At 44.9% G+C, this 13,264-nt stretch carries 12 protein-coding genes; 10 read left to right on the plus strand and 2 right to left on the minus strand.

Annotated elements, in window-relative coordinates; translation table 11 throughout:
• Positions 1 to 27: 27 nt before the first annotated feature.
• Positions 28 to 840, minus strand: coding sequence for a ThuA domain-containing protein (locus SIO70_RS29965; RefSeq protein ID WP_320577115.1), 813 nt, complete (start codon positions 838 to 840; stop codon positions 28 to 30).
• Between the two features lie 409 nt (positions 841 to 1,249).
• Between SIO70_RS29965 and SIO70_RS29970 the strand changes: the two genes are divergently transcribed.
• The 4 genes from SIO70_RS29970 (at position 1,250) to SIO70_RS29985 (ending at position 6,843) form a co-directional block, all read left to right on the plus strand.
• Complete coding sequence (locus SIO70_RS29970; protein ID WP_320577116.1) at positions 1,250 to 2,143, plus strand: Abi family protein; 894 nt, start codon at positions 1,250 to 1,252, stop codon at positions 2,141 to 2,143.
• Positions 2,144 to 2,208: 65 nt separating this feature from the next.
• On the plus strand, positions 2,209 to 3,615 hold the full coding sequence (locus SIO70_RS29975) for an FAD binding domain-containing protein (RefSeq protein ID WP_320577118.1): 1,407 nt from the start codon (positions 2,209 to 2,211) through the stop codon (positions 3,613 to 3,615).
• A complete protein-coding gene (locus SIO70_RS29980; RefSeq protein ID WP_320577120.1) occupies positions 3,612 to 5,912 on the plus strand; it encodes a molybdopterin cofactor-binding domain-containing protein in 2,301 nt (766 codons plus the stop codon). The genes SIO70_RS29975 and SIO70_RS29980 overlap by 4 nt, the downstream gene beginning before the upstream one ends.
• Entirely contained in the window at positions 5,875 to 6,843 is a 969-nt protein-coding gene (locus tag SIO70_RS29985; protein ID WP_320577122.1) for an XdhC family protein, read from the plus strand. Before SIO70_RS29980 ends, SIO70_RS29985 begins: the two co-directional genes overlap by 38 nt.
• Before the next feature lie 40 nt (positions 6,844 to 6,883).
• On the opposite strand, the gene pucL is transcribed toward SIO70_RS29985, so the two are convergent.
• On the minus strand, positions 6,884 to 7,708 hold the full coding sequence (gene pucL, locus SIO70_RS29990) for a factor-independent urate hydroxylase (protein ID WP_320577123.1): 825 nt from the start codon (positions 7,706 to 7,708) through the stop codon (positions 6,884 to 6,886).
• 65 nt (positions 7,709 to 7,773) lie between these two features.
• On the opposite strand from pucL, the gene allB reads away from it, so the two are divergent.
• The 6 genes from allB to SIO70_RS30020 are packed head-to-tail and all read left to right on the plus strand — an operon-like array spanning position 7,774 to position 13,207.
• Positions 7,774 to 9,090 carry an allantoinase AllB gene (gene allB, locus SIO70_RS29995; RefSeq protein ID WP_320577125.1) on the plus strand — a complete coding sequence of 439 codons (1,317 nt, stop codon included), beginning with the start codon at positions 7,774 to 7,776 and terminating at the stop codon, positions 9,088 to 9,090.
• Positions 9,087 to 10,298, plus strand: a complete 1,212-nt coding sequence (locus tag SIO70_RS30000) for a M20 family metallo-hydrolase (RefSeq protein ID WP_320577127.1) — start codon at positions 9,087 to 9,089, stop codon at positions 10,296 to 10,298. The genes allB and SIO70_RS30000 overlap by 4 nt, the downstream gene beginning before the upstream one ends.
• Before the next feature lie 4 nt (positions 10,299 to 10,302).
• Entirely contained in the window at positions 10,303 to 11,037 is a 735-nt protein-coding gene (gene allE / locus SIO70_RS30005) for a (S)-ureidoglycine aminohydrolase (protein WP_320577129.1), read from the plus strand.
• On the plus strand, positions 11,034 to 11,504 hold the full coding sequence (uraD, locus tag SIO70_RS30010) for a 2-oxo-4-hydroxy-4-carboxy-5-ureidoimidazoline decarboxylase (RefSeq protein WP_320577131.1): 471 nt from the start codon (positions 11,034 to 11,036) through the stop codon (positions 11,502 to 11,504). Before allE ends, uraD begins: the two co-directional genes overlap by 4 nt.
• Positions 11,501 to 11,839 (plus strand): hydroxyisourate hydrolase, encoded by a 339-nt coding sequence (gene uraH, locus SIO70_RS30015; RefSeq protein ID WP_320577133.1) that lies wholly within the window; start codon positions 11,501 to 11,503, stop codon positions 11,837 to 11,839. Before uraD ends, uraH begins: the two co-directional genes overlap by 4 nt.
• A 12-nt stretch (positions 11,840 to 11,851) precedes the next feature.
• On the plus strand, positions 11,852 to 13,207 hold the full coding sequence (locus SIO70_RS30020; protein WP_320577135.1) for a DUF6986 family protein: 1,356 nt from the start codon (positions 11,852 to 11,854) through the stop codon (positions 13,205 to 13,207).
• Positions 13,208 to 13,264: the final 57 nt, after the last annotated feature.

Genomic DNA, 13,264 nt, shown 5'->3' on the forward strand with positions numbered 1-13,264 from the left:
TAAATATTGAGCAAAATATTGTCAGCATTAGGGTAATATTCTACTTGAATTTATTAAGTAAAAAAGAGAGTTGAGTATAAACCTGTTCTGGTAAGGGTTTGAGAATGTATAAGATAATTCCTTATTAGTACCATGCTCATAGTCAATGTCATTATGCCCCATGTTTACATAGACCATTTTATATCGTTTATTGGTCCAGGCTACCGGGTAATAGCCACCATGCCAGATTTCACTGGGTTTAGGGCCGGTACCCAGGGGAAAACTGGCAGGGTCGATGGACAATAAGATGGTAATATCCTTATTTTTCCGGAGGTCGTTAGACCACCGATACCATTCATTTGGTGCTGACCGGAAGGTATCCGGCAGCTCGTGAACGATTGTATGTTGTTTGTTTTCTACTCTTAATATGGCGGATGTCGGTCGCCAGGTATTGCTACCATAAGATCCGGAGCCCAGGAAGGTGTTGTGATACCAGTCCCAATCCTGGTTGTATGCCGAAGGAGTGAGGGCGAAGGCGGAAAAGTGAAATCCCATCCAGGTGCCGCCCTGTTCCATATATTTTTGAAAGGCTGCTCTTTGAGCAGGAGCTTCCGGACGGGTGTCCAGGAAGAGAATGACGTTGTATCTGGCCAGGGTGTCGGGGTTGCATTTGCTCCAGTCGTTGGTGGAGTCGTAGGTCCAGTGGTATTGGGCGAGGGCGGTGGGGAACCATTTGTTGGCTTCGTGGACGAAGCTGATGTGGGCGGCGTCTTCTTTGGCAGTGTAGAAGGCAAGGATTTTCTGGGAGAATCCGGGGGTGAGGTAAAGGAGTGATGCCAGGAAGAAGGTAAGAAGTTTCATAGTTCAAGTATACTACAAGTTCGGTAGATCTTCGCTACTTCTTCGGTACTAAAAGGGCACTAAAAGGTCACTTCATTATCCAGGGGATATTGAGGTGACCTTTTAGTGACGAAGAAGTGACGAAGAGGAGACGAAGAAGCGTCGAAGAAGCGTCGAAGAAGCGTCGAAGATGTATTGAAGACTCATCGAGGGATTTATATGAAGCTGTCGGAAAAAGATTGGAATTCCAGTAAAATGGCTTACAAAAAGTTTTTTTATCTAATAAAAATATCATTAGATTTGTAGTAACACAGTCTGCCACCCCTCTGCTTGCAAGGGCAAATTTGGCAGGCTATTTTATTTTAAGACCACGTTGTAGCCAGCCTATTTGACTCCAAAAGAATACAGGCCGGCCAATTTCATCACATTTATGAATTTGTTTACTACACCACCTCTTTCTATTGAAGAGCAAATTGAGCTGCTTCAACAGAAAGGTCTAAACATCCTACCTGAAGATGATTTAACTCATTGGCTGTCACATGTCAGCTATTTCAGGTTGAAACATTATACAAATAAGTTTAAGGATTCTACAAAACGCAACTTTGAACCCAATACCACCTTTAATAAGGTAATTAAACTGTATTTGTTTGACAGGGATTTAAAATTCATCCTGTTTGATGCGATTGAAACGATTGAAGTTTCTTTCAAGACTTTAATATCAAATTCCATGGCACAGAAATTTGGCGCTCATTGGTATATGACCAGATCCAATTTCCTGCCCACATTTGATTTTGATGATTTTTCATCCGCTATAGAGTCGGATGTTAAGGATGCAGATGAAATGCCGATAAAACTATATAGAAGAACATATGACACCCCATCTCTTCCGCCATGCTGGATGATAATGGAAATTATTTCCTTTGGCAAAATGTCTAAAATGTTTGAGCATTTAGGCGCCAGAGATGTAAAATTGAGCATATGTAGCAGGTTTAATTTGCCAGATACTATCCTTAATAATTGGTTACATTGTATCAACCAGTTAAGAAACAGATGCGCTCACCACGGCAGGATCGTATTTAGATCTATGGCAAAAACAATTATTTTCCCATCAAGGAAAAAACATCAATTCATAAATGATATTGACAACATTGATGTAAATAGTCTTTATGCTACAATTTGCTGCATTTTACATTTAATCAATAAAATTCAACCTACTTCGAAATTCAAATCTAATCTTCTACAGCTTATCAATAGTAATCCGGATATTGACTATGTACATATGGGGTTTACTGAAAATTGGAAAGAAGAAGCTATCTGGCAGTAATAGCTTATCGGGGGAATTGCTTTTCTGGCATTTTTTTATTATCTTCCAATAAACCCATTTCCCCATTGCTACGCTTCATTCTCAATAATGACGACATTGGTACCGCTCTTCCCCCAGGTATGCTGCTGCTGGATTTTATCCGGTATCATCAGCACCTGCCCGGTACCAAGACAGGCTGTAACGAGGGCGACTGCGGAGCATGTACCGTACTGATAGGGGAATTGCAAAACGGGTCCATGCATTACCGATCCTTTACTTCCTGCCTCACCCCCCTGGGTAATGTAAGAGGTAAACACGTGGTAACCATTGAGGGTATTAACCTAACCAGCTCACTCACCGCGGTTCAATATGCCATGCAGGATTGTGCTGCTACCCAATGTGGTTTCTGCACACCAGGTTTTGTCATGTCCCTCACGGGATTTTGCCTAAGCCATCAGGCACCTACATTGACCAATGCCATTGCCGCCATAGATGGAAATATCTGTCGCTGCACCGGTTATAAATCCATAGAAAGAGCTGCCGCCAGGGTAGCAGAAATATTACAACCCCGGAATGGTACGACGCCGGCACAATACGCTGCCGGTGCACAGATATTGCCTGATTATTTTGTACAAATTCCAGCACGGTTACGCACACTCCATAGCATCCTGGAATCTGCCGATGATGTCAGAGCTCAGCCTATTGGCGGAGGGACTGACCTGTATGTACAACAACATGACGCCCTAGGGAAAAAAGCACTGCGATTCATGTATGATCAACCTTCACTGAAAGGCATCCGGCAGGAAGGGAACAAATGTATACTGGGCGGCGCCACCACCGTCTCGGACATGTTAGCATCCCCATTATTACAGGCTTATTTTCCTTATTTAAGTAAGTACCTGAAAAAGGTGAGCTCTACCCAGATCCGGAACATGGCCACTATCGCAGGTAATTTTATCAACGCATCCCCCATTGGCGATCTCTCTATTTTTTTCCTGGCACTGGATGCCACCCTCGTGCTTAGCGACGGACGAAGAGAAAGAGAACTTCCCCTCAGACATTTATTCAAAGGCTATAAACAACTGAACAAATCAGGCGATGAATACATCACCCATATGTGGTTTAATCTGCCTTCACAACATACTTTGTTCAACTTTGAAAAAGTGAGCAAGCGCACCCACCTCGATATTGCCAGTGTGAATACTGCCATCAGCATCACCATGCAATACGACATCATTGACGACATCCGCATTTCTGCAGGTGGGGTCGGACCAGTACCACAATTGCTGAAGGAAACAGCCCGGTTCATGACAGGCAAATTATTGACTGAATCACTGATCAGGGAAGCCAGCTTTCTATTGCAAACGGAAGTCACCCCCATCTCTGATGCCAGAGGCACGGAAGATTACAAACGATTATTACTGGCACAATTGTTCAAGGCTCATTTCATTACCCTGTTTCCTCAACTGGAAACAGCCATCCTGATCCGATGAAAAACATAGACTCCGATACCCACGTCACAGGTACCTCGGTGTACCTGGATGATTTGCCACTACTACAGGGCACGCTCTTTGCCGCGGCCTATGGCTCTCCTGTAGCACATGGTATACTGCGCAGACTGGAAATTGCCGAAGCATTACAGATACCGGGGGTCGTACGCATTTTCACAGCCAGCGATATTCCCGGGGAGAACCAGATCGGTGGAATTATTCAGGATGAACCCCTGTTTGCCGATCATCATATTCATTTTGCAGGAATGCCGCTGGCACTGGTTGTAGCAAAAAGCAGGGATGCTGCCAGAGCGGCGGTAAGGAAAATCCAGGCCATTATCGACCCATTGGAAGTGATCACGAATCCAAGAGTGGCACAGGCAAAAGGAGAACTGATCATGCCCCCAAAATCAGTGATACAGGGAGATACGAATAGTACATGGTCACAGTGCACACATATCTTTGAAGGTGCTATTGACATCAACGGCCAGGAACATCTTTATATTGAAACGCAGGGAGCATATGCTATTCCGCAGGAACATGGATCCCTGAAAGTATTTTCTTCTACACAGGGACCTACTGCGGTACAAAGAACTATTACCAGGGTATTGGGTATCCCCATGCACCGGTTAGAGGTAGTGGTATCCCGCCTTGGCGGAGGATTTGGCGGAAAAGAGGATCAGGCAAATACCTGGGCTGCGTTGTGTGCACTGGCAGCACATCTGCTGAATAAACCTGTGAAATATTCATTGCATAGAATGGAAGATATGGCCATGACGGGAAAGCGTCATCCTTATATGGCTGATTTTAAAATTGGGTTGGATAGTCGTTTAAAAATACTGGCATATGAGGTAACTTTTTTCCAGAATGCCGGAGCCAGTGCAGACCTTTCTCCTGCTGTGCTGCAAAGAACTTTATTTCATTGTACCAACGCATATTATATACCCAATGTAACTGCGACCGCGTATAGCTGTAAAACACACTTGCCACCCAATACAGCATTCCGGGGTTTTGGCGGTCCACAGGGCATGTATGTGATTGAAGCGGCGATAGCCGCTGCTGCTGCAGGTTTGCATATTGACAAAGCCCTGATTCAAAGAGCGAATTTAATCCAGACAGGCGAGCCATTCCCTTATGGACAGTTAGCGGAAAGTGAAGCCATCGCCTGTTGGGATAAAGCGGTTACACTGTATGACCTGGATAAGATACGTGCTGCTATCAATACCTTTAATGAAGCACATTTATTAGTTAAAAAAGGAATGGCGCTGATGCCGATTTGTTTTGGTATCTCATTTACAAATACACTGATGAATAATGCACGTTCACTGGTGCATATATATAGTGATGGTAGTGTCGGGATCAGTACCGGTGCCGTGGAGATGGGGCAGGGTGTGAATACAAAAATATTGCAGGTGGCCGCACAGACATTGGGCATTGTTGATGAGAGAGTAAAGATCAATGTGACAAGTACTTATACTATTGCGAACACCTCTCCTTCTGCGGCAAGTGCTACAGCGGACCTGAATGGCAAAGCGACCTGGGTAGCCTGCAATGCATTGCTAGCAAGGTTATTGGCTTTAGCGGCAGCAGATTTAAAAGTTCCTCCTGAACAGCTGACTATTCAAAATGAAATTGTATTTCTGAATGGTACGCCTACGGAATGGAACTGGCTCCGCCTTGTGAATACTGCTTTTGTGCAAAGGGTATCCCTCTCTGAACATGGTCATTATGCCACGCCCACTATTCATTATAATAATGAAACCGGCAAAGGACATCCTTTTGCCTATCATGTATACGGTACAGCTATTATTGAAGTCACTATCGATTGTTTGCGTGGCACTTATGAAACCGACAGCGTGAAAGTCGTACACGACTTTGGTCTAAGCATGAATCCTGATATCGACAGGGGACAAATTGAAGGAGGTATTGTACAGGGAATAGGCTGGATGACGCTGGAAGAAGTAATTTATAACCAACATGGAAAGCTGGTATCAAATGCACTGTCCACTTACAAGGTGCCCGATATCTATGCAGTACCAAAAGATATTCTCATTGACCATTTACATACTGATAATGATAACCTGGCTATTTTCAGATCAAAAGCTGTGGGAGAGCCACCACTGATGTATGGAATAGGTGCATGGTTTGCGCTAAGGGATGCGATATTGGCTTTCCATCCGAAGGCCCTGATTCCGTTTGTAGCACCTATGACACCTGAAAAAGTATTGATGGCATTGTACCCAAAACAACCTGTTCCTGCCCATGAAGAAAAAGTTAGTCATCTGGGAATTGATCAGTGAGAGTCTGCGGCAACATATTCCCGTCATGCTACTATACGTATTGCAGAGTGACGGGAGTAGTCCTGGCAGACAAGGATTTTTCATGGCAGTGAATGCTGTGGGGAACCTGGCTGGGTCTATCGGAGGGGGGATTATGGAGCACAAATTTGTAGAGATGGCCAGAGAACAGTTGATGCAGGAAGAAGAAGTGGCGGCAGTACGTAGACAGGTGCATGATAAAAGTAGTCCCAGAGATCAAAGTGGTATGATCTGTTCCGGGGAACAGACGATCTTATTGTATCGTATTGCTGACAAAGACGCTACTGTGATTCAGCAGATTATTCACTGTCTTTCCCAGTATAAAAATGGGTTACTGCATTTATCGCCAGCGGGATTACAGTTCAGGGAAGGGCTGGGTAGTTCGGAATTTATAATGCACTCACCTGATAACTGGGTCTATACAGAACAACTGGGTTATAGAGATCATTTATACCTGGTGGGGGGAGGACATTGTTCTTTAGCATTTTCGAAAATCATGTCTATGTTGGAATTTTATATCCACGTATATGATAACAGGCCTGAGCTGAATACGTTTTTACAGAATGAATGTGCGCATGAGAAAGTGATTGTAGAAGATTATAGTCTACTGAAGGGAATGATACCTGAAGGACAGCATAATTATGTAGTGGTCATGACCATGGGGTACCGCAGTGATGATGTGGTGATCAGGGCTTTGCTCCACAAGCAGTTCAGGTATTTAGGGGTGTTGGGGAGTCAGGCTAAGATCACACAGTTGTTTGAAGGGTATCGGGCGGAAGGGATATCTTCTCAGTTATTGCAAAGGGTTCACGCTCCTGTGGGTATGCAGATCAGGAGTCAGACCCCGGAAGAGATTGCGATCAGTATTGCAGCGGAAATAATCAGGGAAAGGAATACGCCTGCTTCTGGATAAGAGAGCCAATGATTAAATCAGAAGCCCTCGCTGAATACGCCTACTCCCGGATGACAGTGCCTACAATATACCCATAAGGTTCATCTGTAGCTATAAAAACTTCATTCTGATTGCTCATACCAAACTGCTCTAAATTAAAAAGAATATGGTGTTTATTAGGCATTTTCAGGGTGATCTCGAGTACTTCAGGATAAGCTTCCAGCACAGCTTCTCCCATAGCATACAGGGTTTGCTGTACAGACAGGCTATTATGGCCGGCAAAGGTACCCAGCAAGGTAGCGCGGATATTATCAAAAATAGCCCTGTAATCTTTTAGCTGCCCTTTGTATATCCAGCTCGCTTCACATTGGGTAGCGAAAATGCGGTCGCTGGTTGGCTTTAAAGTGGTGTAAGGATCTTTGATAAAGTGCTCAAAACCAGAATCAGTGGTTTTGAGAATGAGCAGGTCAGTGATGCCACTGGTAATAGTAGTCGAAGCAGCATTGTAGACGATTTTAGTCGTATGTTTTTCACTGCCGCCACTGATGTAAGCATGAGGCGTAAGCCTTGACCACGCTGCCTCTGCGATTTCGACGGTAGCAGTAGATACCTGTTGCTGGGTATGCACAAAATGTTCTGCCAGATGGAGCGCAAAGGCTTCGATGCTGGTAGTGAAATGCTCTTTGGCAAGTGCATACACTGTGTTCTTTTGTGTGTCCGTTGGCAGGATCTTCGTGTTGTCACCAAGTGTATGGGCGGTTTCAAAGTCGCCTTTCAGAGATACACTGACAGTAATTTGTCTGAATTCATGGTAGTCCGGGTGACGGATGATTTTGGATAATTGTACGGCGTTTTTGCCGTATGAATTTTCGCCTAGTTTGATCATGATGGTTAACATTTACTTCTCTAATTTAAAAAATTAAATGCCTATTTTTAAATAAGATCTCATTTATGTTTGACCTGGCGATAAAAGGGAGTCGCATTATTACTCCAGAAGGTATTCAACCGGCCGTGGTATTGATTAAAGATGGATTGATTGCAGATGTTGCAACTGTTATACCCGGCGATGCTGTTAAAAAAATAATAGATATTCAGGATTATGTATTGATGCCCGGCATCACGGATCCGCATGTACATATCAATGAACCCGGCCGAACTGACTGGGAAGGGTTTACTACCGCTACCTGTGCCGCACTGGCCAGTGGTATTACGACTTTAGTAGATATGCCATTGAATGCACACCCCGTGACGACGACAGTAGCCGCACTGGAAGAAAAGATCACGGCGGCTAACCTATTTACCAATTGTGGTTATTGGGGAGGAGTCGTACCCGGGAATGTGAATGAGCTGGAACCATTGATTGAACACGGTGTATTAGGGTTTAAAGCATTTTTAACCCATTCCGGTATCGACGATTTTCCCAATGTGACAGCCGAAGATCTGAGAAAGGCGATGCCGGTAATTGCAAAACATGGGTTGCCGTTGTTAGTACACTGTGAGTTATCCACACCTGTACCATCCTCCATAGTGGGTACTTATTCAGCATATCTGGCATCGCGCCCTGCTGCATGGGAAGAAAATGCGATAGCAATGATGATACGCTTATGTGAGGAGTTCAATTGCAGGGTGCATATCGTACATCTTTCCGCGGCGTCTGCACTGCCACAGATTATAAAAGCAAAGGCGGAAGGATTACCGTTGACTGTAGAAACTGCGCAACACTATTTATACTTCAACGCAGAAAATATTCCGGATGGCAATATGGCGTTTAAATGTGCACCACCGATAAGAGAGCAGGCAAACAACGAACTGCTCTGGCTGGCCCTGAAATCGGGTATTATTGACATGGTGGCAACTGACCACTCTCCTAGTCCGGCCAATCTGAAACAAGGTGATTATTTGCAGTCATGGGGTGGCATCTCGTCTTTACAACTGGCATTGCCTGCTTTATGGACGGCTGCTAGAAAAAGGAATGTTTCATTGACGCAGTTAGCACAGTGGCTATGCACCGCCCCTACAGTGCTGGCAGGTACCCAAAATTACAAGGGAAAAATAGCGAAAGGATATGACGCAGACCTGGTGATCTGGAACCCCGATCAGTCTTTTACTGTCATTCCTGAAAACTTACAACATAAACACCCTATTACGCCTTATGCACACGAAACGCTGGATGGTGTAGTGCTCCAAACCTACCTCAAAGGTGTAAAAGTATATGACGAAGGTGTATATACAGGTGCACCACGGGGGCAAAATATCTTACGATCATGAGTACAGCCACCATACTTACACGCATAGCGGAATTAGCAGCTATTAGTGAAGATAGTAGCTGCCTGACCCGCACCTTTGGTTCTATCGCTTTTATTAAAGCCAGTCAAATGATAATGGGATGGATGCAGGAAGCAGGGTTATCCACACGCATCGACAATATTGGCAATGTACGAGGCCGGTTAGTATCTAAAAATCCGGAGGCACGTACACTGGTATTTGCTTCGCACTTTGATACGGTGACCAATGCAGGAAGATGGGATGGCCCGTTGGGTGTACTGATGGCACTCGATGTAGTGAGTGCTATTGAAACTGATCTACCTTTTCATATTGAAGTCGTTGCTTTTTGTGATGAAGAGGGCGTACGTTTTCATACCACTTACCTGGGCAGTAAAGTATTGACAGGGGCTTTTGACCCACAGCTATTGGAAATCAGGGATGCTGCCGGCATTACACTGGGTGATGCCATTCGTTTGATTGGAGGTTGCCCGGACCAGTTAGCCGACGATCAGATCCCTCCTGATCAGTGGCTGGGGTATTTTGAAATACATATTGAACAGGGACCTGTATTATATGAAAAACATATTCCGGCGGCGATTGTTACTGCTATAGCGGGTCAGCAACGTAGCCAACTGGTTTTTAAAGGAATGGCGGGGCACGCAGGTACAGTGCCGATGGCCATGCGGCAGGATGCCCTTTGTTGTGCAGCGGAGTGTATTGTGATGATTGAACAATGGGCCATGCAGCATAGAGAGAAGGTAGTGGCTACGGTTGGCACTTTGCAGGTGGTACATGGCGCTTCTAATGTGATTCCGGGAGAGGTGGTGTGTAGTCTTGATCTAAGAAGTGCAGATCCTGAAATAATTAAGTTATCGCATGCCGGATTATCCCAAATACTCTCTACCATCTGTGGGAAAAGGAATATCAGTTTTGAATGGAACATTGTGCAGGAAACCCCACCGGTAAAATGTGATGAGGAAATAACAGCGTTGTTGGAAAAGGCTATTCAAATAACTAATATCGAAATAGTAAAACTAGTCAGTGGGGCGGGTCATGATGCCGTAGCCGTATCTGCCGTAGCCCCTGTCTGCATGCTTTTTGTTCGTTGTTTCAAAGGTATCAGTCATCATCCACTGGAAGATGTGGAACCAGGTGATATTGAAGCATCGTTACAGGTAGCCCACGCATTTATTCAACAACTTATCAGATAAACATATGGAGATTTCAGCACTCACCCGTTCGGTCGTAAAACGTAATCATGCATTGATATGCCCGGATGGACATGTAAATAGCGTGATACCGGGTTGGACGAATTGTACCGTTCATGTACTCATCAATGAACAGATGGGTGCACGGTTATGTCAGACACTCATCACCCTGAATCCGGAGAGTATAGTCAGTGGTAAAACCGCTGCTTCACAAATCTTCTTTTATGTGATAGAAGGGCATTGTACTGCAAATGGCACCGTGCTCTTCGCTGGTCAGTACATTTACTTTCCTCCCGGAGAGGAGTACCAGATTGTGCAAGCCAGCACCGGGGCGCAGTTGCTTACCTTCCACAAGGTGTACGAGCCATTGGATGGATATAGCACACCGGGTATACTGTTTGGCGATAGTGCCAAAATACCCGGGCCTGCTTTTTTGGGTGATCCTGCACTCAGACTACAAGTATTGTTGCCGGAAGATCTTTCTTTTGATATGGCCGTGAATATCTTTACTTATGACCCCGGTGGGCACCTGCCATTTGTAGAAACCCATATTATGGAACATGGATTGCTATACTTACAGGGGCAAGGGGTGTATATGCTGGATCACCAATGGTACCCTGTCAAAAAAGGAGATGCTATCTGGATGGCGCCGTACTGCCAGCAATGGTTTACGGCGATGGGTAAGGAACCAGCAGTGTATATTTATTACAAAAATGTAAACAGGTTTCCAACTGCCATATGACACTGGATGCACTCAACCACCTACCCCAACCTGAGTTGTACGCCACATTGCTGCAATGCTGTGGATCACATGTATGGGTAGAAAAGATGATAGCGGATTTTCCTATGATGGATAAAGCTACCTTGCTGAATGCAGCCAGCAGACATTGGCTGGCATGTACGCCTGCCGATGGTTTGGAGGCATTCAGTCATCATCCCCGAATAGGTGATCGTCCGGATTTGCATAAAGAACAGGCTGGTGTAGTAAATGCATCAACAGATGTATTGGCCGATTTAGCCACCGGTAATCAAATCTATGCAGAACGATTCGGGTATATCTTCATCGTATGTGCCACCGGAAAATCTGCTTCGGAAATGTTGTCTTTGCTCAATGCCAGGATAAACAATACCCCCTCAGCAGAAATTAAGATCGCCATGGCAGAGCAAGGAAAAATTACACAACTACGTCTTGAAAAATTACTTTCATGAGCCAGTTAACTTCCCATATATTAGATACTTCCCTGGGCATACCCGCCCGGGAAGTATCTGTTACGTTATTTGCACTGCACGATAAGGAGTGGAAACAAATAGCTGCCGGCCTCACTAACAATGATGGCAGAATCACCAACCTTCTGGATGATGCCTCCCTCCTGCCTCATGGACTGTATAAATTGCATTTCAATACGAAGGAATATTTTGAGCGCAACTTTACCGCTTCCTTTTTCCCTTTTGTAGAAATTGCTTTTTATATCAACAGCCATGAGCACTATCATGTGCCCCTTTTGTTATCACCCTTTGGTTATTCCACTTACCGTGGTTCTTAAACTGATCAAACTATGCAACTCTCTATCCCCGAATCGGACAAATTGGCCCTGCTGGGTACTTTAAAAATAGCAAACCTCGCCTTTCAGAAAACTTACCCCGGCGATAAACCTGACCGGCAACCAGTACATACTGTGTATGGCGGTGCGAACCTGTTCAAGGCAGATACCTGTTTCAGAATGGGGGAAATCGCCCTGCAACATTTTCATACCTATGCCCCTGATAGCAATATTCTGGCAGCTGCTTTATGTTGGGAAAGTACAACACCATCCGAAATCATTTATCATAAGATCATTTATAAATTACAGACCGAACCTGTTGAAGATTTTAGAATCGATTTTGAAGATGGTTTTGGTAACAGACCTGATGAGGAAGAAGATGCCACCGCCATTGCAGCGGCTATTGAACTGGCAAAGGGTATGGCCGCTTCAACGATCTCTCCTTTTATTGGTATCCGGATCAAGCCATTTACTGAAGATCTGAAACAGCGAAGCGTGCGTACATTGGATCTGTTCTTAACGACTTTACTGCAGCATACAAATGGTGTATTGCCGGCCAACTTTGTGGTCATGCTGCCAAAGGTGACTATTCCTGAACAGGTCAGTACTTTAGTACGTTTCTTTGAAGTGCTGGAAAAAGTTCACGAGCTGGAACCCGGTACTTTGAAAATGGAAACGATGGTAGAAGCGACGCAGATCATTATGGATGATGAAGGACGTAATCCGCTGATGCGCATTATAAGGGCGAGTGAAGGACGTTGTATTGCGGCACATTTTGGTACGTATGATTATACTGCCTCCTGTGGTATTACAGCGAAGTACCAGACGATGGCACACCCGGTTTGTGATTTTGCACATCATATGACGAAGGTGGCATTGGGGGGTACCGGGATATTTTTATCAGATGGGGCTACGAATGTGATACCGGTAGCTTTGCATAAAGGAGATTATCTGAATTATGCACAACTGGAAGAGAACAGGGAACACGTACACCAGGCGTGGCGTACGGGTTACAATCATACGATGCATTCGCTGATCAATGGGTTTTATCAGGGGTGGGATCTGAATCCGGCCCAGTTACCTATGCGATATGCGGCGACTTATCATTTCTTTTTGAGTAATTATGAGGAGGCGTTGTTTAGGTTGAAAACATTTGTGGAAAGGGCGGCTATTTCAACTTTGACGAAAGATATTTTTGATGATGCTGCTACGGGTCAGGGGTTGTTGAATTTCTTTTTGAAGGCGATTAATTGTGGGGCGGTTACCGAAGAGGAGGTGGTGGCGACAGGGTTGACGATGGAGGAGATCAGGACGAGGTCGTTTTTCAGGATATTGGAAGGAAGGAGAAAAGGGGCCAGCCTTGAGATGTAAGAATTTCTCCTTTGGCGAAATTCTTACATCTCAAGGCTGGGGGCCGGCTGGAATCTT

Source organism: Chitinophaga sancti (assembly GCF_034087045.1).
GTDB classification, from domain to species: Bacteria; Bacteroidota; Bacteroidia; order Chitinophagales; family Chitinophagaceae; genus Chitinophaga; species Chitinophaga sancti_B.